The following is a 19,830-nucleotide window of genomic DNA, read 5'->3' as shown; positions in this document are numbered from 1 at the left end:
GTCAGCGTCCATAAGAGGGCATCCCGTGACCGCGCTGGGCGATGATGTCGCGAAGCACCTCGTTGGTACCCCCGCCGAAGCGCATCAGCGGCGCGGCCCGATAGAGCCGCTCGAATTTGCCGGCCAGCGGAGCCTGCTCGCTGCGGTGCGCCAACAGGCCGTCCGGGCCGAGGACATCGAGCGCGAGGGCGGCGATGCGCTGCCGTAGCTCGCTGGTGAACACCTTTTCGACGCTGACTTCGACGGTCGGAATGACGCCGCTGTCGAGGATCGAGGCCGCCTCGTAGCCCATCAGGGTGGCCACCGCGACGTCGGCGTCGGCCTGCGCCAGCCGGCGGCGAAGCGACGGGTCCTCGGCGGGCACCGTCCCGTCGCGCCGCGGACGCCGCGAAAGCTCGTGCAGTTCCTCGACGGCGCGGCGCAGGTCTCCGGCGTTGGTCAGCGCGCCGCGTTCGAGGTCGAGCGCGCCGGTGATGTAGGTCCAGCCGCGGTTGACTTCGCCGACGAGATTGGTGACCGGCACCCGCACGTCGCGGAATCCCACCTCGTTGGTGCGGTAGCCCGACCACGCGTAGAGCGGGCGGATTTCGACGCCGGGGCTGTCGATCGGGACGATGATGACCGAGATGCCGCGGTGGCGGGCACCGCTCGGATCGGTACGGACGCAGAGCCATTCGTGCGTCGCCCGCTGCGCCCCGCTGTTCCAGATCTTGGTGCCGTTGATCACCCATTCCTCGGCGTCGCGGGTCGCGCTGGTCCGCAGGTTCGCCAGATCGGTGCCGGCCTCGGGCTCGGAATAGCCGACCGCGCAGATCATTTCGCCCCGGGCGATCGGGGGCAGCCACTCGCTCTTGTTCCGCTCGGTGCCGTGCCGCATGATCATCGGCGCCACCGACGTGACGGTCAGGTCGGGGCCGGGCACGCCCCAGTATTCGAATTCGCTCATCAACAGGTGCAGGTGGATGGCACCGAGGCCCAGGCCCCCGTACTCGCGCGGCCAGTTCAGCCCGAACCAGCCCTTGGCGCCGATCTTGCGTCGAAACCGCGCCACTTCGCCGTCGGGAAACTCCAAGTCGTGCGCGGCGAGCTCGGCGCGCAGGGCCGGGGTGACGTTGTCGTGCAGAAATTCGCGGACCTCGGCCAGCCAGGCGCGCTGCCCGGCGTCGAGTTCGAAATCCATTCCGGCGCCTGTGCCTTTCTCGCAGCCTCGAGGCCTTACATCGGGCAGCGTCAGCGTAACGCCGGCGCGAGATCACGCGTGGCATTCTCCGGTGCGTCCGTCGCGAACGGCCGGGGCTCCGACTGTAAATCCGCTGTTAAGACCCGCCGACGCTCTGGCGGATTCGGCGAAAGGCTGCGAAGATTCTCGGATTGGTTGGTCGACGCGGACCAGGCATTCTGCCCAGCCCGAGGGAGAAATCATGCCCACAGTTGAGATGCGCCTCCGCGAAGATTTGCGCAACTACGCCGTCGAGTTGAGGCAGCTGGCGTACACCCTTCCCCTGGGCGTGGGCGAGCACAATCTCTTGCAATTGTCCGATCGCATGCGCGCCGCGGCCGACCAAGTGGTCCGCAAGGGCGCCTGACGGACGCGGCCGCGCGCGATCAGCCGCCCTTGAGGCGAATCTTCCAGCGCACGAAACCCAGATAGACGGCGCTGATGAGCGCCAGCATGCCGACGTCGAACCACCATGCGGCCGGCGTGTGCTGCCAGTGCGAATCCTTCGGGGTCAGGGGGCCCGGCACCAGCTTGGTCAGGTCGGCGGTGGACGCCGACGCCGCGAACCCCCATCGGGCGGGCGTGGCCCAGGCCATCTGATCCAGGCCCACCCGGCCGGTCACCGGGATCATCCCGCCGGAGAACACCAGCTGCGACATGACGGCCACCACCAGCAGGGGCATGATCTGCTCGTTGGACTTGGCGACCGCCGACAGCGCCAGCCCGAGCATGGCGGAGGCGACGCACGTCAGCGCGACGTCGACGAACAACTCCAGGGCGGGCTTGCCCAGCGCCACCGCACCCTGGGTCGGCGCGCCCTTGCCGAGCACCGCGATGATGCTCACGATCGCCGACTGGACGATCGCGAACACCGTGTAGACGCACACCTTCGCCAACAGGTACGCCGACGTGGACAGGCCAACCGCCTGCTCGCGCAAGAAGATCGCGCGTTCGCCGATGAGATCGCGGATGGTGAGCGCGGTGCCCATGAACACCGCGCCGACGTTCAGCAGCACCAGGATCTGGCCCGGCTCGTTGGGTGCCGCACCCATCGGGTTCGGGATGCCGAAGCCGACATCACCGGGCACCGACATCGACAGCGAACCCATGATGAACGGCAGCAACGCCAGGAACACGAAGTAACCGCGATCCGAGATGATCAGCCGCATCTGGCGCCGGGCGATCGTGGAGAACTGCCGGAACAGGCTGGTGTGTGAGGGGTCGCCCAGTTCGGCGGGTTTCTCCGCCGGCGGCGGCGCCGGGGCCGGGCCCGTGCGGGCCAGGTAGCGCGCCCGGGAGCCGTCGGGGTCGTTGGCGACGGTGCTGAAGATGTCGGCCCAGTTGGTGGTGCCCATGGCGGGGCCGATCTGGCTGGGCGGCCCGCTGAACGCCGTCTTGCCGCCGGGGGCGAGCAGGAGCACCTGGTCGCAGACGTCCAGGTAGGTCAGCGAGTGGGTGACGACGAGCACCACCCGGCCGGCGTCGGCCAGCTGCCGCAGCATGGTCATCACCTGCCGGTCCAGCGCCGGGTCCAGCCCGGACGTCGGTTCGTCGAGGATCAGCAGCGACGGCCCGGTGAGCAACTCCAGCGCCACCGAGGCGCGCTTGCGCTGGCCGCCGGACAGCTTGTCGACCCGCGTGTGCAGGTGCTGGGTCATCTCGAGTTCCTCGAGCACCCGGGCCACCACCTGGGCGCGGTCGTCCTTGGTGGTGTCCGGCGGCAGGCGCAGCTCGGCGGCGTACATCAACGCCTGCTGAACGGTCAGCTGCCCGTGCACCACGTCGTCCTGCGGCACCATCCCGATTCGGCTGCGCAGCGAGGCGTACTCGGCGTGGACGTTGTGGCCCTCGAACGCCACGGTGCCCGTGGTGGGGTGCGTGTACCCGGCGACCAGCCGCGCGAACGTCGATTTGCCGGCGCCGGACGGCCCGATGATCGCCGTCAACGTCCCGGGCAGCGCGGTCAGCGAGATGTTGTCCAGCAGCGTCTTGGTGTTCTCGATCGTCCAGGTCACCCCGCGCACGTCGAGGCCACCGGTGCGCGTCTCGGTGGCGGTCTGGTCGCGGCGGGCCAGGGTGCCGCCGTGAAAGACGAGGTCGATGTTGCCGATCGTGACGACGTCGCCGTCGCGCAGCACGGCCGAATCGACCCGGGCGCCGTTGACGAACGTGCCGTTGATGCTGCGGTTGTCGTGGATCTCGGTGCCGCCGAGCGCCGGGATCAGGGTGGCGTGGTGGCGTGACGCGAGGACCTCGGGGATGACGATGTCGTTGTCGTTGGCGCGGCCGATCGTGATCGCGCCCGGTGTCGACTCCAGCCCGGCCTTGCCCGGCCGCAGGATCTTCATCATCGAGGTCGCGATGTTCGACGAGTCACCGCCGATGCGGCCCGTCTGGGATGCCGCCGGCTGCGCGGTGGTGGGCGGGGCCGCGTGCGCCGACGGCGCCCGGTAGATCTGCGGTGCGGGCTGGGCTGCGCTGGGCGGCGCGGCGAGGGGGCCGCTGGTCGGATAGCGGGGCTGCGGGCCCGACGGCTGGCTCGGGATGGGCCCGCTGGGCGGCTGGCTGGGCTGTGTTGCGGTGGGCGGATGGGCCGGGTGACGGAACGAGGCCGACGCCGGCTGCTGAGGCTGGGCGGGGTGGCGGGTGCCGGTGGGCGGGCCCTGCGGCGCCCCCACCGGTGGCGCGCTGGACGCGCCGACGATCGGTATCGACGTCGTCAGCGGCGGCCGCCCGGCCGAACCCTGGTGACGGCCGACCTCGAAGGTCAGCGCCGGGCCGTCCGGATTGCCGACGTTGACGCGCTGCCCGTCCTGGATGTCGATGACCGGGACGCGGCGGTTGTTCACGTAAAGGCCGTTGAGGCTGCCGTTGTCGACGGCGATCCATCGGCCCTGGTCATACCTCACGATGAGGTGGGTGCGGGAGATCAGCGGGTGGGCGACGCGGACGTCCGCACGAAGGTCACGCCCGATCACTACGTCGTTGCCTGGCGCGAAGGTGCGTTCGGCTCCCTCGTACCGCACGGTCAGCGCAGGCGGGGCTGGTGGGCTCATCAGGACCAACTGTAACGGCAGCGGCGCGACTTACGCGCTGCGTCCCGTCCCCGGCCACCGCCGCCGGCCGGCACCGGCAGCGTGAAGCAACCGCAGCGCCCGCGATCGAGGACGGACACCGTCCATCGAATCAGACTGCGGCACAATTACTTTCGTCGTCTTCAACCCGCCGCCGCGGCGTTGCGCAGGCGGCGCGCGTTCCGGACCTTTCTCCGGACCGCGTCCCTGACCGGGGTGACGTCTTTGACGAAGTCCCCGAGGTATTTGATGGCGCGTCGGCCCTCCGGCAAGATGTCGGCGGCCAGCGGGAAATCGTGAATTTGGCCGTCCCAGAGGTGCAGATCGCAGCGGATCCCGCTGGCTTCCAGGCGCTTCGCCATCAGTTCGGCGTCGGCGAGCAACAATTCGTCCGAGCTTGCGTGGATGGTCACCGGCGGCAAAGACGACAGGTCGGCGTCCACGGGCGAGGCGACCGTGGACTCGCCCCGGCCTTCGACGACCTGCTGGTCGCCGAGGTACTGAGCGAACCTCGAGAAGGCGCGGCGGGTGAACATCGAGCACTTGCGTGCGTTGCGGTGCTTGAGCTTTCGTGCCGGGTCCGCGTCGGTGAACGGCGAGATGGTCGCAACCCCGGCCGGCTCCATGACGTCGTCGCGAATCGCCGACAGCGTGGTCATGAACGCCAGGTATCCCCCGGCCGAGTCCCCGGCCACGACGACCCGGTCGCCGTCGTAGCCGCGATCCTGCAGCCACCGCAGGCCGCTGATCCCATCGTCGATGGCATCGGTGATCTGATGCGCGGGCAACTTCCGGTACGCGACGGCGAGCACGGCGGCGTCGGCCTCCTTGGACAAGCGAGTCACCATCGAGCGATGCGTGTTGAGGCCGCAGGTGAGGAACGCGCCGCCGTGCAGATACAGGATGGCCCGGTCCCCCGAGACGCCGGGAGCGCGGACCCACTCGGCGGCGCAGTGCTCAAGACGAACCTGCTCGGTGCTCGCCCCGGAGCCGAGGCGGGGAAACATCCCGGCGAAATCGTCGACGTACTCGAGCGGCCAGTGCAGGTTGGGCGTCATGGCCCAGGCGCGCACGGCGTTCTTCACGATCAGGCGGCTGGCGAGCGAGACGGCAACCGACTGCGGGCTATGCCGATGATGCATGCGCCGCGTCGTCGCCACGCTCGGCAATATGCGGGCCGGATCGATTGTGCTCACCATGTGTCATCAACTCCTCAAGTGGACACCGGATACCCGGCATACCGGCCGATGCAGCGCGCAGCAAACGTCGCATACGTCACTGTTTGCTGGCCGCAGAGATGGGTACCACTGCCTGATCCCGTTTGCGGTTGTCGCGCGGGCCGATCGGGGCCGGACCGGGTGTGGGCCGGCCCGCCGAGTGGCCCAAGATATGAGCGATGACACACGCACAGCATCCGGACCTGTTGCTGGCCGGCCGGGTGGCGGTCGTGACGGGCGGTGGCGGCGGCATCGGCGCGGCCACCGCGCGGCTCTTCGCCCGCCACGGCGCCCACGTCGTGATCGCGGATATCGACGGCGAGCTGGCCGATGCGACCGCCGACGCCATCACGGCCTCCGGCGGGTCCGCGCGGGCGGTCATCACCGACGTCCGGGCCCCCGACCACGTCACCCGCCTGGCCCGAACGGTGCTAGATGGGTATGGCCGGGTCGACGTGCTGGTCAACAACGTGGGCCACTGGCTGCGCCACCCCGGGAACTTCGCCGACACCGACCCGCAGCTCTGGGATGAGCTCTACCGAATCAACCTGCACCACGTTTTCCTGCTCACGCGGGCGTTCCTGCCCGCCATGGTAGACCGGCACGCCGGCGCGATCGTGAACGTCTCGTCGGTCGAGGGGCTGCGCGGTTACCCGGAGGATCCGGTGTATGCCGCGTTCAAAGCCGGCCTGATCGCGTTCACTCGGAGCCTCGCCGTGCAAGTGGGCATCCACGGCGTGCGGGTCAACGCGATCGCGCCCGACGTCACCGAGTCCCTTCAAGTGCCCTACTCGCAATGGCTTTCGCCCGAGGAGCAGACGCGATGGCCGCAGTGGGTGCCGGTCGGTCGGATGGGCGTGCCCGAGGATCAGGCCAACGTGATCCTGTTTCTGGCCTCGGACCTGTCGTCGTTCGTTACGGGCCACACCATTGCGACCGACGGCGGCACCGGCGCGGCCGGCGGATGGTTCCGCTCGGCACGCCGGCCCGGCCGCGAGTGGACGAATCGGCCCGTCGACCCCTGAGGGTCTTTCGTACGCCGCCGGCCTCGAAGCGCTTGTGCGGGACGGAATCCGGCTTGATCGCCGATGATCGTCACCGGATGCCGTCGATCACCGCGTTGCCGGGCGGCGGGTCGCGAAGCGTCGCGGGGACTGCCGCTATTGTTCGGCTTTCTGGCGAGCTTCGTTGATCTCGGCGGCCTTTCGGGCGCTTTCGGCCTCGGCCTCCTTCTTGGCGGCCTCGCGCTGCGCGTCGGCCTTGTCCTGCTGGGCCTGGCCTTCGCGCATCAGGTCGTCACGTCCGGCGACCGCGCCGGCGACTTCCTTCACCTTGCCCTTGACTCCCTCGACGACGCCCTTGATGGCTTCCTCGGGACCGCTCTTGTCCGACATAGGTACTCCCTCCGTGTCGTGCGTCTTGCTCAGCACTTATTGCCCAACCGGCCGGCTCCCAAAACCTCGGAGTAGCCTTCGCCACAGCGGCGATGCGGCGGGCGGGCGAGACCGCGGGCAGCTCCGTTTAATTGCCTTGCCGTTCAGGATGTTTGGCAAGGGACCGGCGGGAGGAGCCGTAACAGTGGAAATGTGGGAGCTGGTGGCCCGCGAGCAGATCCGCGACACCTTGGCGCGCTACAACTGGTCCGGCGACGCCGGTGCGCTCGACGCCCTCGCGGAGACATTCTGCTCGGACGGTGTCCTCGAGATACGGGGATTCGACCCACTGCGCGGGCGATCGGCGATCGCGGAGTTCCTGGGCGGTGTCACCGGAAACCTCGCCGTCGACGTGGGCGTCAAACCCCTTGTGCGCCACAACGTCGCCAACGTGTCGTTCACCGAGCTGGCACCCGGCCAGGCGCGCGTCAGGTCGTACTTCACCGTGGTCACCCATATCGGCCTCGACCATTGCGGCCGCTACCGCGACATCCTGGTGCCCGAGGACGACACCTGGCTGATCAAGCACCGCCAGGTGTCGACCGACTGGGCAGCGCCCGACTCGGCGATGGCCCGCTAGCACTCCGCGACGTCGTCGTCTCGGCCTGGTCAAAGACTTTGGCCGCGTGGCGTTTTCGTATCGCACCGGGACGCCGGGGGGCGGCTTCGAACACTGTGCCGGCGAGATGTTTGCCGAAAGCCCCTCACCGGCTACAGATAAATGTCACACCAACACATTGCGGTCGCACCGAGCGGGCGTCCCGTCAGCGGGCCTGGGATGACCGATGGTCATGTGACCAGCGGTCAGAGCCACATACAAGAGACGAGCAGATATGCAACGACTCAGCGGGCTAGATGCGTTCTTCTTGTACCTCGAATCACCGACGCAGCCGTTGAATGTTTGCTGCGTCCTGGAGCTCGACCCGACGACCGCGCCGGGCGGGTATAGCTTCGCGCGTTTTCGTGAAGCGCTGGCGGAGCGGGTTGACGCCGTGCCGGAATTCCGCCTCAAGCTGGCCGACAACCAACTGAACTTCGACCATCCGGTCTGGGTGGACGACGACCGGTTCGATCTGGCTCGCCACCTACACCGCGTCGCCCTGCCCTCGCCCGGCGGACCCGAAGAACTGGCGGATATCTGCGGCCACGTCGCCGGGCTTGCGCTCGATCGCGATCGTCCGCTGTGGGAAATGTGGGTGCTCGAAGGCCTGCGCGGCGACGCGCTGTCCGTCGTCCTCAAGGCCCACCACGCGGTGGTCGATGGCGTGGGCGGTGCCAACCTGCTCGCGCAGTTGTGCAGCGCCGCGCCCGACGGCCCGCCGCCGAAACCGGCCGCCCGCACCGGCGCGGCGAATCCCCTGCAGATCGCCGCCAGCGGTCTGATCGGGGCGGCGTTGCGGCCGTGGCGCCTGGCCAGGGTGGTGCCGGCCACGGCGCTGACGCTGGCGCAGACGGTCCTGCGCGCCCGCGGCGGCGGCCACACGATGGCGGCCCCGTTCGCGGCGCCGCCGACGGCGTTCAACGGCCGTTTCACCCGGCGCCGCAACGTCGCCCTGGCCGGCGTGGACCTCGACGACATCAAAACCGTCAAAGCGCGGTTCGGGGTGACCGTCAACGACGTGGTGACGGCGATGTGTGCGGGGGCGCTGCGGCAGTTCTTTCTGGACCGCCACGCCCTACCGGCCATCCCTCTGGTCGCCAGCGTGCCGGTGTCCGTCCGCGGCAAGTCGTCGCGGCCGGGCCGCAACCAGACGACCTGGATGCTGTGCCGGCTCGAAACCCACATCGCCGACCCCGTCGAACGACTCACCAGCATTGCCGCCGGGAACGCCGCGGCCAAGGACCACGCCGCGGCGATGGGCCCGTCGCTGCTGCAGGACTGGACGCAAGTGGCCGGGCAGACCATGTTCGGCGCCGCGATGAAATTGCTGCCCCGCATCCCGCTGCCCGAGAAGCCGCCGCACAACCTGGTGATGTCGAACGTGGCCGGGCCACGAGACCAGCTCTACTTCCTGGGTTGCCGGCTCGACGCGATGTACCCGCTGGGTCCGATCATCGCCGGCGCCGGGCTCAATATCACCGTGATGTCGCTGGGGGGCCGTCTCGGCGTCGGCATCATTTCCTGCCCCGATCTCGTGCCCGACCTGTGGGACCTGGCCGACGCGTTCCCCGCCGCCCTCAAAGAGCTGATCAATTCGAGCGCGCCGGTCCGCGGAACCTGACCGCCGCCCGTTCAGCGGAACCCTTCCCCATCCCGCCGCCGCGGCATGGCAGGGTGACATCCGTGGCAGACACTTTTGGACAGACGACCATCGCAGAGCACGACCTGCGTGAAATCAGCACGGAAAAGGGCGCTTTGCGCTACTACGACAGCGGGGGCGGCGATTCCGCCCCGGTGCTGCTGTTCCTGCACGGCTCGGGGCCCGGTGTCACCGGGTGGCGCAACTTCCGCGGGGTGCTGCCGGCCTTCGCCGAGCGGTTCCGCTGTCTGATCCTGGAATTCCCGGGGTTCGGGGTCAGCGACGACTTCGGCGGCCACCCGATGGTGACCGCGTTCGGCACCGTATCGCCATTGTTGGACGCGCTCGGCGTCGCCAAGGTGCACATCGTCGGCAACTCGATGGGCGGCGGTGTGGGCATCAACTTCGCCACCCACAATCCCGACCGCGTCGATCGGCTGGTGACCATCGGTGGGATCGGCACCAACATCTTCAGCCCTAGCCCCAGCGAAGGCATCCGGCTGCTGCAGGAATTCGTCGAAGACCCGACCCGGCAACGCCTGGTCGACTGGCTCAAATCGATGGTCTACGACCAGGGGCTGGTCACCGAGCAGCTGATCGAGGAGCGCTGGCAGCTGGCCACGGACCCCGACACCCTGGCCGCGGCGCGACGCATGTACGGCAAGGCGGCGTTCGCCGGGATGAACGCCGCGCTGGCCGCCTCCGACCGGCCGCTGCCGTGGGCGACCATGCACAAGCTCACCGCGCCCACCCTGCTGACCTGGGGGCGCGACGACCGGGTGAGCCCGCCCGATATGGCCCTCATCCCGATGCGCACCATTCCCAACGCGGAGCTGCACATCTTCCCCAACTCGGGGCACTGGGCGATGATCGAGGCCAAAGAGGCGTTCGAAAGCACCGTGCTGGCGTTCCTCTCACGCGGCTAGCGCAGGACCGTCCTCGTCACCGGGTGGCGGCCCCGAAGCGGCCGGCAGCCTGGGCTCACCGTCGCCGTCAGCCACCGTCGACCTCCGCTCGCGTGCCCGTCCGCCACGATGAGCGAGTCACCAGTCCTGCCACGGGATTATCGTGCGCAGCGGTGTGCTGATCACGACGTCACCGGAAGCCGCCGAGTCCGGTAGTCGCATATCTGTGGCGCCGACACGATCACGAATCCGGCTCGAGGTCGCCACGGGCTCGTCGTCGAGGTAGAGCAGGCGGATCCGCAGCGCGCCACGGTCGGCCACCGGGTCGAGGGCACGAAGTCCAAGTCCGTTGCCTTGGTGGCGGTCGAGCGAAAATGTCCACACCCCAGCCACTCCCGGAATGTCGAGCAATGCCGGAATCAACACCCGATCCTCCCAGCGGTGGTGCTCGTGCGTGTCAGCGCCCAACGGATCGGTGAACCGCGTCATGCTCAGGTGCAGCCCGCGGTTGGGGCGGTAGGGAATGACCTGGGGCGACACCAACGACGAAGCCGCGGCGTAACCCTTGACGGGCCGGAAGAAAGCCAGCAGCGTTCGGCGCACTCTGGCGATCATGGGTCCCCGGCCCCACTCGAACGAGTCGCGTCCGAGTCGCTCCCACTCCCGTACCGATCGGTCGACCGGTTCCCGAAACCAGTACATGGCAACGTAGTCGGTTGCCGCATGCTCGGGGCCGGCGACCGATTCGGCGCGGCATCCGGCGGTGCGAGCCCACCGGTCTCCCCACGCGACGCCCGGCAGTGCCAGGTTCTCCGGTCGATGGTCGAGTTGATGCCACTCGTTGTAGCGGCGGTGCGCTTCGGGCTCCGGGTTGTCCAGCGCGACAAACGAAAAGAACACCAACGGGCAATCCTTCACGTCTCCTCCACACCTAGCGTCGGCGCCGTCGCACCCGCCAGGCCTGCGGTGAGCAAGGCGTGGGCGCCGGGATTACCATTGAGGACACGGCTCGTACGCTTGGTGATCCGCCAACGATTCTCGATGCGCCGCAACTCGAAATGGTTTGCCGTGCAACGCCATACGCGATAGCCCTCGCCGTCACGCACGAGGACCAGCGATTCGCTGACCGCCACTGCCGAATCTCCCGTGACCGTCACGACCGCCGGTCCGAGGAAGTGGCAGCAGCCATCACCCACCAGCTTCCGATGCGAGGCCGAGCTCACCATGGCGTGCACGTCGGCCTGGCTGTGCATCTGCCAACCCTCGACGTCGTAGCCGCCGTCGGCCGCCCAGAGCCGCGCCGCGGCGTCGGCATCCCCGGCGTCCACCGCCGGACCGTAGGACGCGATCAATCGGGCGATGTCGCGTTCGTCCTCGAGCCGGCATAGCCGCGTCAACAGTTCGTCGGCGTCGATCACCGTCGCTCCTTCCAGTCGATCGGCCAGGGAGGGCACCTCCGTGCCCACACCGGGGCAAATTACTTCTGGCCCAGGAGTTCCTGCACGGTTCTGTGGGCGCCCAGGACGATCGCGGCGCGGTCCGGTCCGCTGCCCCGCTGCACCGCGGCCGCGTTGCCGCCCGCGATGAACACCGGGCCGTTGGCCAGGTTCTCCAATCCCTCGCGGGCCACGTCAACCGGTTCGGAGACCGACAGCCCCGGCACATCGAACTTCAGGCCGACCCGGGCCATGGCCGGCGTGCGCGTCACACCCAGCACCAGTTCCAGCACGTCGACACCGTGCTCGCGCAGCTCCAGCCAGAGGCTCTCGGCGAAGAGGCGGCTGAAGGCCTTCACGCCGGTGTAGACCGATTGGCGCATCGAACCGTGGGTCGCCGCCATCGAGCCGACCACCAATATGCCGCCGCGGCCGCGGGACCGCATCGGCCGGCCAAAGTGCTGCACGAGTTGCAGCATCCGCGTCACGTTGAGGTCGATCACCCGGCCGAAGTCGCTGAGCTCGGCGTCCAGGAACCGCTCGCTACAGGTGTTGGCGCCGGCGTTGTAGATCAAGAGGCCGACCTCAATGTCTGTGGTCTGCGCCGTGATTCGCGCGACCGCATCGGGGTCCAGCAGATCTATCGCCAACGTGCGCACCTGTGCGCCGATCTCGCGGCACTGCCGCGCCGTGTCCTGCAGCGGTCCCGGCTTACGAGCGATCAGCACCAGGCCGAACCCGTCACCGGCCAAGCGCTTTGCGAACTCGGCGCCCACCCCTTCCGAGCCGCCGGCGATCAACGCCCACGGCCCGTACTTCGCAATGTCGGTCACGGATCCTCCTTATTTTCCGGTGGCGCCCGCGTCGACGGGCAGGGTGATCGCGGTGATGTAGCGCGCCTCGTCGGAGGCCAGAAACAGCGCGGCGTTGGCGACATCGATCGGGTCGATCCACGGCACCGCAAGCATGTTCATCGAACGCGCGGCGTCGGCGAATTCGGCGCGCGTGGGCGGGCGGTCCAGGTCCGGGCGAAATGCGCTGCTGACGAACTCATTGTGGATCATCGGCGTGTCGACGTTGGTCGGGTTGATGCAGTTGACCCGAACATTATGCGGCGCAAGCTCACTGGCCAACGAGCGCATCAGGCCGACCACGCCGTGCTTGGCGGCCGTGTAGTGCGCGACGCCGACCAGCCCGCGCAGCCCGGCGATGGAGCTCGTCAGGATCACCGACCCGGCGCCGCGGGCGATGAGGTGGGGCGCGCCAACGCGGCAGGTCTGCCAGACACCGGTGAGGTTGACGTCCAGCATGGTGCGCCAGGCGTTTTCGTCCAGGTCGACCGCCAGGCCGCGCGACGTGATCCCCGCGGTCGCGCACACCACGTCCAGGCCGCCGAACCGCTCGGCGCCTCGGTCGGTGGCGGCCTGCAGGCCGGCGAGGTCGCGGACGTCGACGATGTCGGTGTGCACCCGGCCGCCGGCCTCGCGGACCAGCGAGGCGGTGGTGTCGAGGTCGTCCGGGGTGCTGTGCGGGACGATCACCGTGTCGATCGGGCCGCACACGTCGAGCGCGACGATGTCGGCGCCCTCCTGCGCGAACCGCACCGCCTGCGCGCGACCGATCCCCCGCGCCGCGCCGGTGATCAGGGCGACCTTGCCTTGGAGTCGCGCGGCGGGGGCCGCCCTCATGTCGTCTTCTGGGTCAGGCCGGCATCGACGACGAGCTGTGTGCCGGTGATGTAGCGGGCTTCATCCGAGGCCAGGAACAGCACGGCGTTGGCGATGTCGACGGGCTCGACCCACGGCACCGGAAGCAGGTTGCGAGCGCGCAGCACCTCGGCGGCGTCGGCCTCCGTCGGGTTGGCTAGGTCCGGTCGCAACCGCCGAAAGGTGGTCTCGTTGAGCACCATTGGGGTCGCGACCGGGCCAGGGTGCACGGTGTTGACCCGAATGCCGCGGGGCCCGAGCTCGTTGGCGAGCGTGCGGGCCAGTCCCACCACCGCGTGCTTGCTGGCGGTGTAGTGGGCGGTGTTGGGCAGGCCGCGAATGCCGCTGGTGGAGCTGATGATGACGACGGAGCCGCCGTCGGTGCCGATATGCGGCACGCCGGCCCTGACGGTGTGCCAGACGCCGGTGAGGTTGATGTCCAGCGTGCGCTGCCACACCTGCGGGTCGAGTTCCCAGGACGGCGCGCCCTGCAGGTGGACGCCGGCGTTGGCGACGATGACGTCGAGGCGGCCCAGCTCGGCGACGCCGGCATCGATGGCGGTGGTGACGGCCCCGAGGTCGGTGACATCGGCCAGGCCGATCACGCATCGCCGACCGCGGCCGGCGACTTCCCTTGCAGTGCCCCGCAATTCGTCGGCCGCGGCGGGCGCGTCGAGCGCGATCACATCGGCGCCCTCGTCGGCGAAGCGCTGACAGTGCACCCGCCCGGTTCCTTTGGCGGCGCCGGTGACGACGACAACCTTGTCCAGCAATCCCGTCATCGTTCGATCAGATCGAAGCCGCGGTAGCGGGCGTCGGCGACCTCGGCGCAGATGTCGTTGTACGCGGCGAAGCCCCCGACGAACAGCATGAAGCCCCGCGGCTTTCCCGGCACGTTCGCGCCCATGTACCAGGAGTTCGCCTTGGTGAACAACGTCGTCTCGGCCCGGCGGGCGCATTCGGCGCCCCAGGCGTCCACGCTGTCGACCTTGGCTTCGATTGCGGCGTAACCGTGCTCGTCGAGGAACGCGATGGCCTCGGCGATCCAGTTCACCTGGGCTTCGGCGTGCAGCACCATGTTCGCCAGCACGGCGGGCGCCCCCGGGCCCGAGATCAGGAACATGTTGGGGAACCCGTCGACGCCCAGCCCCAGATAGGTGCGGGGTCCGTGTGCCCAGTCGTCGCGCAGGGCGGTGCCGCGGCGTCCGACGATGTCGATCCTGCCCAACGCCCCGGTCATCGCGTCGAAACCCGTTGCCAGCACGATCATGTCGACGTCGTAGTGGGCGTCGGTGGTGTTGATGCCGGTGGTGTCGACGGATTCGATGGGGGTGGCGCGGACGCTGATCAGCGACACGTTCGGCCGGTTGAAGGTCTGGAAGTAGTTGCTGTCGGTGCAGATTCGCTTGGTGCCGATGGGGTGGTCGTTGGGGATCAGTAGGTCGGCGACGGCCGGGTCGTCGATGATCGCCCGGACTTTCTCCTCGTAGAATTTGCGGGCCTCTTCGTTGGCCTCCAGATCGGTCATCTGGTCCGGGAAGGTCTTCGAGAACAGCACACCGCCCAGCTGCCACCGCTTTTCGAACGCCGCTCGGCGCTCCTCGGGCGTGAACTGCATCGTCGGCTTCGGGGCGGTGAGGTGCGGTGACCCGCCGCCGCTGCGCCACGACAGCGCGCGCCGCTGCGCATATTCCGCCTTGATTCCGTCGAGCTCTGCGGCCGACAGCGGCCTGTTGCCCGCCGGGACACTGTAATTGGGGGTGCGCTGGAAGACGTAGAGGTGCGCGGCCTGCTCGGCGATGATCGGGATCGATTGGATGCCAGAGGATCCGGTGCCGATGACGGCCACCCGTTTACCGCGGAAGTCGACGGGGTCGTGGGGCCATTGGGCGGTGTGGTAGATCTCGCCGCCAAAGGTGTCCAGGCCGTCGAAGTCCGGGGTCAGTGCGGCCGACAACGGGCCGGTGGCCATCAGACAGAACCGCGCCGAGATCGTCTGTCCGGCATCGGTGGCGATCGTCCAGCGCAGCGTGGCCTCGTCGAGCGTCGCCGAGACCACCCGGGTGCGCAGCGCGATGTTGCGGCGCAGGTCGAGTTTGTCGGCGGCCCAGTTCAGATACTCGAGGATCTCGGCCTGGGTGGCATAGCGTTCGGTCCAGTTCCATTCCTGCTGTAGTTCGTCGGAGAACGAGTAGCAGTAATCGACGCTCTCGACGTCGCAGCGCGCGCCGGGATAGCGGTTGTAATACCAGGTGCCGCCGATCTCGGGCGCGGCTTCGAGCACTCGCACCGAGAGGCCCCGGCCGCGCAGCGTGTGCAGGGCGTAGAGGCCGGCGAAGCCGGCGCCGACCACGACGACATCGACGGACTGCTGGCCGAGATCGCTCACAAGTACTCACCGTAAAGCCTTGGGCATCGCGACCCGCTCCCCCTCCCGGTCACCGGACGCTTGAGGCGAGTTTTCCCGGCCACCGGGCGCGGGCGTCCGCCATCCCGGCGCCCCGGCCGACGATCGGCCGATGGCGGAAGTCGCACACGTCGAAGTCGATCTGGACGGTCGTCGGCATCGTTTGCGCTGGCCGTGCGGTCAGACGCTGGTCGAGACATTGCTGGACGCGGGGATCGCGGTGCCCCACTCGTGCCGGGAAGGCCGCTGCGGTTCGTGCGTGGCGACCGTCGTCACGGGCGAGGTGGCCATGGCCCCGTGCGACGTCCTGGGCCCGGAAGATCTCGAAGACGGCCTGATTCTCGCCTGCCAGGCGCGGCCGGCCGGCACCGATGTTCGGGTCAAATTTTGACAACCGCCGTGTCCGCTCATCGGGATTTCCTTTGGGACTGGCCCCCACTGCGGTAGACCATTACTAAGCCCCACACGTAAGGACAACGATATGAGCGACCGGGTAATCGACCGGGTAGTGGCGATGGCCGATCAATTGCGCGACCAGGCCGCGGAAGCCGAACAACTCGGCCGGCTGACCGACGACACCGTCAAGCTGATGAAGGGCGCAGGCCTGATCCGGCTGCTGCAGACCAAGCAATACCAGGGCTTCGAGGTCCACCCCCGCGAGTTCGCCGAAACGACCATGGCGACCGCGGCGCTGGATCCCGCCGCCGGCTGGATCGTCGGCGTGGTGGGTGTGCATCCCTACCAGCTGGCCTACGCGGACCCCAAGGTCGCCGCCGAAATCTGGGCCGACGACGTCGACACCTGGATGGCCTCCCCGTACGCGCCGCAGGGCGTGGCCAAACCGGTCGACGGCGGCTACCTCTTCAACGGGCGCTGGCAGTTCAGCTCGGGCACCGATCACTGCGACTGGATCATCCTGGGGGCCATGCTCGGCGACGACAAGGGCGTCCCGTTGATGCCGCCGCAGATGCTGCACATGATCCTGCCGCGCAAGGACTACGAGATCGTCGAGGACTCGTGGAATGTGGTGGGGCTGCGCGGAACTGGCTCCAAGGACGTCATCGTCAAAGACGCGTTCGTCCCCGCCTACCGGACCATGGACGCGGCGAAGGTGATGGACGGCACCGCCCAGCGCGAGGCCGGCATGACCGAACCGCTGTACCTGATGCCGTGGTCGACGATGTTCCCGCTCGGCATCTCGGCGGCCACCATCGGCATCGCCGAGGGCGCGCTGGCCGCGCACCTGGATTACCAGCGGGGCCGGGTCGGCGCGACCGGCACCGCGATCAAGGACGACCCCTACGTGATGCACGCGATCGGCGAGGCCGCCGCCGACATCAACGCCGCCCGCCAGGAGCTGCTGGCCAACGCCGACCGCATCTACGACATGGTCGCGGCCGGCAAGGAGGTGTCGTTCGCCGACCGCGCGGCCGGGCGCCGCACCCAGGTTCGCGCGGTGTGGCGCGCGGTCTCGGCCGTCGACGAGATCTTCGCCCGCTCCGGCGGCAACGCGGCCCGGATGGACAAGCCGCTGCAACGGTATTGGCGTGACGTGCACGTCGGACAGATGCACGCCATCCATGTCCCCGGCACCACCTATCACGCGGCGGCGCTGAGTTCGATCGGCATCGACCCGCCCGAGGGCCCGCTGCGGGCCCTGATCTGAGGAGCTTTCGGTGACTGACCTGAAAAGCCTTGGCTACATCACGGTTTCGACCGCCGATATCGAGCGTTGGCGCCATTTCGCGTTCGGTGTGCTGGGATTCGCCGAAGGGAAAGGACCTGACGAGTCCGCGCTGTACTTGCGGATGGACGAGCGCGCGGCCCGGATCATCGTCGTGCCCGGCGACGTTGACCGGGTGATCACCGTCGGCTGGGAGGTGCGCGACCACCAGGCGCTGCAACGGGTCAAGGCCGCCCTGGACGGTGCCGGTGTCGGTTTCAAGGAATTGTCCGTCCAGGAGGCCGACGCCCGCCGCGTCGAAGAGGTGATCACCTTCGAGGACCCGGCCGGCACCACGCTGGAGGTCTTCCACAGCGCGGTGCTCGACCACAGCCCGGTGATCACGCCGTTCGGCGCGAAGTTCGTGACGGGCGACCAGGGCCTGGGCCACGTCGTCGTTCCCGCAACCGATTTCAATGGCGTCGTCGACTTCTACACCGAGGTGCTCGGTTTCCGGTCCCGCGGCGCGTTCCGGGTGCCGCTGCCCGCCGAGTTCGGCCCGATCCGGGTGCGGTTCCTCGGCATCAACGCGCGCCATCACAGCCTGGCGATCTGCCCCGCCGCCCAGCAGCGCGATCCCGGACTGGTGCACGTCATGGTGGAGGTGGACACCCTCGACGCGGTCGGCCAGGCGCTGGACCGCGTCAACGCCGATGGCTTCACCGTCGCGTCCACCCTGGGCCGGCACACCAACGACAAGATGGTGTCCTTCTACGTCCGCGCGCCCGGCGACTGGGACATCGAATTCGGCACCGATGGGATGCGGGTCGACGAAACGTACTACACCGCAGAGGAAATCACCGCCGACAGCTATTGGGGCCACGAGTGGATTCCGGATCCACCCGCGGCCATGCGCATGTGATCGCCGAATTCGATGTGACGCCGGTGGCGGCGTCGTCGATCACGTCGTGGGACGCCGAGGCCGACGTCGTCATCGCCGGCTATGGGATCGCGGGCGCCGCCGCGGCGGTGGAAGCCGCCCGGTCCGGCGCCGACGTCCTGGTGCTCGAGCGCACCGGCTCCTGGGGCGGCGCGGCGTCGATGGCGGGCGGATTCATCTATCTCGGGGGCGGCACGCCGCTGCAAAAGGCTTGCGGCTTCGACGATTCCGTCGACAACATGGCGGCATTCCTCAACGTCGCGATGGGCCCCGGCGCCGACGAGACCAGGATCGCCGACTACTGCGCCGGCAGCGTCGCCCACTTCGACTGGCTGGTGGGCTGCGGCGTCCCGTTCAAGGCGGAGTTCTTCTCCGAGCCGGGCTGGGAGCCCATGGGCGATCAGGGGTTGATGTACAGCGGCGGCGAAAACTCCTATCCGTTCAACACGATCGCTGCCCCCGCCCCGCGCGGGCACGTCCCGCAGATGCAGAACAAGAAGCAGGGCGAAGCAAGCGCGGGCTACATGCTGATGAAGCCGCTCGTCGAAACGGCCGCCGCCGCCGGCGCGCGGGCGCTCTACGACGTGCGGGTGCAGCGGCTGATCACCGAATCCGACGGCCGGGTGGTGGGCATCTGCGCCCGCCAGTACGGGAGCGACATGGCGATCCGGGCGCGCCGCGGGGTCGTGCTCGCCACCGGCAGTTTCGCCTACAACGACGCGATGGTGGCGCGCTACGCGCCGCGCATCGCGGGACGGCCGGCCGCGTCGATCGAGCAACACGACGGGCAGGCGATACGGATGGCGCAGGCGCTGGGCGCCGACCTGGCGCACATGGACGCCACCGAGGTCGCGATCTTCGTCGACCCCCAACAGCTGGTGCGCGGCGTCCTGGTCAACGGGCGCGGTCAGCGCTACGTCGCCGAGGACACCTACCCGGGCCGCATCGGCCAGCTCACGCTGTACCAGCAGGACAACGTCGCGTACCTGATCATCGACGGTGACGCGCAGGAGGAGGCGGAGGCGTCGTGGTCGCCGAAGCTGATGCTGCGCCCGGCGACCTGGGTGGCCGACACCGTCGGCGACCTGGAACGCGACATGGGCCTGCCGCCCGGTTCGCTGCAGGCCACCGTGGCCGCCTACAACGAGGGCGCCGCGCGCGGCGAGGACCCGCTGCTGCACAAGAAGGCCGAGTGGATCAGGCCGATCGGCTCCCCCGTCGGCGCCATCGACCTGCGGGAAAGCACCGGCGGCTTCACCCTCGGCGGGCTCGCCACCACGCTGGACGCCGAGGTGTTGCACGTCAGCGGCGCGCCCATACCCGGGCTGTTCGCCGCGGGCCGGTGCACCGCCGGCCTGGCCGCGTGGGGTTATGCCAGCGGCGTCTCGCTCGGTGACGGCAGCTTCTACGGCCGCCGCGCCGGACGCTCGGCCGCCAACGCCTGATTCCCTTTTGCCCGCGGGCGTAACGCCACTGCGAAAAATCGCGCGGAGATTCGCAGTGCCGTTACGCTCGCGGGTTTGTCGGCGCGGTGTGTGACAGCGACCACAGCGGTGTGGTAGAACTATATTCCTAATAGGAATATGCCAG

At 68.8% G+C, this 19,830-nt stretch carries 19 protein-coding genes; 9 read left to right on the top strand and 10 right to left on the bottom strand.

Annotated features, from left to right (window positions below):
• Window position 1: 1 nt before the first annotated feature.
• Window positions 2-1,180, bottom strand: a complete 1,179-nt coding sequence (locus JF781_RS20330; protein WP_225328762.1) for an acyl-CoA dehydrogenase family protein — start codon at window positions 1,178-1,180, stop codon at window positions 2-4.
• A gap of 241 nt (window positions 1,181-1,421) precedes the next feature.
• Between JF781_RS20330 and JF781_RS20325 the strand changes: the two genes are divergently transcribed.
• Window positions 1,422-1,586, top strand: coding sequence for a hypothetical protein (locus JF781_RS20325; protein WP_165605099.1), 165 nt, complete (start codon window positions 1,422-1,424; stop codon window positions 1,584-1,586).
• A gap of 19 nt (window positions 1,587-1,605) precedes the next feature.
• Here the strand turns inward: JF781_RS20325 and JF781_RS20320 are convergent, their stop codons facing one another.
• Together JF781_RS20320 and JF781_RS20315 are read right to left on the bottom strand one after the other, a co-directional pair.
• Window positions 1,606-4,275 (bottom strand): FHA domain-containing protein, encoded by a 2,670-nt coding sequence (locus tag JF781_RS20320; protein WP_225328761.1) that lies wholly within the window; start codon window positions 4,273-4,275, stop codon window positions 1,606-1,608.
• A 161-nt stretch (window positions 4,276-4,436) separates the two neighbouring features.
• Window positions 4,437-5,492 (bottom strand): alpha/beta hydrolase, encoded by a 1,056-nt coding sequence (locus JF781_RS20315; RefSeq protein ID WP_225328760.1) that lies wholly within the window; start codon window positions 5,490-5,492, stop codon window positions 4,437-4,439.
• Window positions 5,493-5,689: 197 nt separating this feature from the next.
• Between JF781_RS20315 and JF781_RS20310 the strand changes: the two genes are divergently transcribed.
• Complete coding sequence (locus JF781_RS20310; RefSeq protein WP_225328759.1) at window positions 5,690-6,535, top strand: SDR family oxidoreductase; 846 nt, start codon at window positions 5,690-5,692, stop codon at window positions 6,533-6,535.
• A 135-nt stretch (window positions 6,536-6,670) separates the two neighbouring features.
• On the opposite strand, the gene JF781_RS20305 is transcribed toward JF781_RS20310, so the two are convergent.
• Complete coding sequence (locus tag JF781_RS20305; RefSeq protein WP_225328758.1) at window positions 6,671-6,904, bottom strand: CsbD family protein; 234 nt, start codon at window positions 6,902-6,904, stop codon at window positions 6,671-6,673.
• A 184-nt stretch (window positions 6,905-7,088) separates the two neighbouring features.
• On the opposite strand from JF781_RS20305, the gene JF781_RS20300 reads away from it, so the two are divergent.
• From JF781_RS20300 to JF781_RS20290, 3 genes are all read left to right on the top strand, one after another.
• Window positions 7,089-7,523 carry a nuclear transport factor 2 family protein gene (locus JF781_RS20300; RefSeq protein ID WP_225328757.1) on the top strand — a complete coding sequence of 145 codons (435 nt, stop codon included), beginning with the start codon at window positions 7,089-7,091 and terminating at the stop codon, window positions 7,521-7,523.
• Between the two features lie 253 nt (window positions 7,524-7,776).
• Window positions 7,777-9,165, top strand: coding sequence for a wax ester/triacylglycerol synthase family O-acyltransferase (locus JF781_RS20295; protein WP_225328756.1), 1,389 nt, complete (start codon window positions 7,777-7,779; stop codon window positions 9,163-9,165).
• Between the two features lie 62 nt (window positions 9,166-9,227).
• Entirely contained in the window at window positions 9,228-10,109 is an 882-nt protein-coding gene (locus tag JF781_RS20290) for an alpha/beta fold hydrolase (RefSeq protein ID WP_225328755.1), read from the top strand.
• Window positions 10,110-10,226: 117 nt separating this feature from the next.
• On the opposite strand, the gene JF781_RS20285 is transcribed toward JF781_RS20290, so the two are convergent.
• From JF781_RS20285 to JF781_RS20260, 6 genes are read right to left on the bottom strand one after another with little or no spacing between them, the layout of a single operon-like run.
• Window positions 10,227-10,988 carry a hypothetical protein gene (locus JF781_RS20285; RefSeq protein ID WP_225328754.1) on the bottom strand — a complete coding sequence of 254 codons (762 nt, stop codon included), beginning with the start codon at window positions 10,986-10,988 and terminating at the stop codon, window positions 10,227-10,229.
• Window positions 10,989-11,002: 14 nt separating this feature from the next.
• Complete coding sequence (locus tag JF781_RS20280) at window positions 11,003-11,506, bottom strand: nuclear transport factor 2 family protein (RefSeq protein ID WP_225328773.1); 504 nt, start codon at window positions 11,504-11,506, stop codon at window positions 11,003-11,005.
• Window positions 11,507-11,565: 59 nt separating this feature from the next.
• A complete protein-coding gene (locus JF781_RS20275; RefSeq protein WP_225328753.1) occupies window positions 11,566-12,357 on the bottom strand; it encodes an SDR family oxidoreductase in 792 nt (263 codons plus the stop codon).
• A 9-nt stretch (window positions 12,358-12,366) separates the two neighbouring features.
• Complete coding sequence (locus tag JF781_RS20270) at window positions 12,367-13,212, bottom strand: mycofactocin-coupled SDR family oxidoreductase (protein ID WP_225328752.1); 846 nt, start codon at window positions 13,210-13,212, stop codon at window positions 12,367-12,369.
• Window positions 13,209-14,012: a mycofactocin-coupled SDR family oxidoreductase gene (locus tag JF781_RS20265; RefSeq protein ID WP_225328751.1), complete on the bottom strand. Its 804-nt coding sequence runs from the start codon at window positions 14,010-14,012 to the stop codon at window positions 13,209-13,211. The genes JF781_RS20270 and JF781_RS20265 overlap by 4 nt, the downstream gene beginning before the upstream one ends.
• Complete coding sequence (locus tag JF781_RS20260; protein ID WP_225328750.1) at window positions 14,009-15,619, bottom strand: NAD(P)/FAD-dependent oxidoreductase; 1,611 nt, start codon at window positions 15,617-15,619, stop codon at window positions 14,009-14,011. Before JF781_RS20260 ends, JF781_RS20265 begins: the two co-directional genes overlap by 4 nt.
• 130 nt (window positions 15,620-15,749) lie before the next feature.
• Here JF781_RS20260 and JF781_RS20255 point away from each other — a divergent pair, with 130 nt between their 5' ends.
• The 4 genes from JF781_RS20255 to JF781_RS20240 all read left to right on the top strand — a co-directional run bounded on the left by JF781_RS20255 (window position 15,750) and on the right by JF781_RS20240 (window position 19,685).
• Window positions 15,750-16,028 carry a 2Fe-2S iron-sulfur cluster binding domain-containing protein gene (locus tag JF781_RS20255; RefSeq protein ID WP_225328749.1) on the top strand — a complete coding sequence of 93 codons (279 nt, stop codon included), beginning with the start codon at window positions 15,750-15,752 and terminating at the stop codon, window positions 16,026-16,028.
• A gap of 90 nt (window positions 16,029-16,118) precedes the next feature.
• Window positions 16,119-17,303 carry an acyl-CoA dehydrogenase family protein gene (locus JF781_RS20250; RefSeq protein ID WP_225328748.1) on the top strand — a complete coding sequence of 395 codons (1,185 nt, stop codon included), beginning with the start codon at window positions 16,119-16,121 and terminating at the stop codon, window positions 17,301-17,303.
• A gap of 10 nt (window positions 17,304-17,313) precedes the next feature.
• Complete coding sequence (gene bphC, locus JF781_RS20245; RefSeq protein WP_225328747.1) at window positions 17,314-18,222, top strand: biphenyl-2,3-diol 1,2-dioxygenase; 909 nt, start codon at window positions 17,314-17,316, stop codon at window positions 18,220-18,222.
• Window positions 18,186-19,685: an FAD-dependent oxidoreductase gene (locus JF781_RS20240; RefSeq protein ID WP_225328746.1), complete on the top strand. Its 1,500-nt coding sequence runs from the start codon at window positions 18,186-18,188 to the stop codon at window positions 19,683-19,685. The genes bphC and JF781_RS20240 overlap by 37 nt, the downstream gene beginning before the upstream one ends.
• Window positions 19,686-19,830: the final 145 nt, after the last annotated feature.

This window comes from Mycobacterium sp. WUMAC-067 (assembly GCF_020217485.1).
In the GTDB taxonomy this organism is placed as follows: Bacteria; Actinomycetota; Actinomycetes; order Mycobacteriales; family Mycobacteriaceae; genus Mycobacterium.
Note: the sequence above shows the minus strand (reverse complement) of the source record. Positions and strands in the feature narration are given on the sequence as shown.

Coding starts and splice junctions, on each gene's coding strand:
- JF781_RS20330 (WP_225328762.1), bottom strand. CDS start 1,180: ATGGATTTCGAACTCGACGCCGGGCAGCGCGCCTGGCTGGCCGAGGTC.
- JF781_RS20325 (WP_165605099.1), top strand. CDS start 1,422: ATGCCCACAGTTGAGATGCGCCTCCGCGAAGATTTGCGCAACTACGCC.
- JF781_RS20320 (WP_225328761.1), bottom strand. CDS start 4,275: ATGAGCCCACCAGCCCCGCCTGCGCTGACCGTGCGGTACGAGGGAGCC.
- JF781_RS20315 (WP_225328760.1), bottom strand. CDS start 5,492: ATGGTGAGCACAATCGATCCGGCCCGCATATTGCCGAGCGTGGCGACG.
- JF781_RS20310 (WP_225328759.1), top strand. CDS start 5,690: ATGACACACGCACAGCATCCGGACCTGTTGCTGGCCGGCCGGGTGGCG.
- JF781_RS20305 (WP_225328758.1), bottom strand. CDS start 6,904: ATGTCGGACAAGAGCGGTCCCGAGGAAGCCATCAAGGGCGTCGTCGAG.
- JF781_RS20295 (WP_225328756.1), top strand. CDS start 7,777: ATGCAACGACTCAGCGGGCTAGATGCGTTCTTCTTGTACCTCGAATCA.
- JF781_RS20270 (WP_225328752.1), bottom strand. CDS start 13,212: ATGAGGGCGGCCCCCGCCGCGCGACTCCAAGGCAAGGTCGCCCTGATC.
- JF781_RS20265 (WP_225328751.1), bottom strand. CDS start 14,012: ATGACGGGATTGCTGGACAAGGTTGTCGTCGTCACCGGCGCCGCCAAA.
- JF781_RS20255 (WP_225328749.1), top strand. CDS start 15,750: ATGGCGGAAGTCGCACACGTCGAAGTCGATCTGGACGGTCGTCGGCAT.
- JF781_RS20250 (WP_225328748.1), top strand. CDS start 16,119: ATGAGCGACCGGGTAATCGACCGGGTAGTGGCGATGGCCGATCAATTG.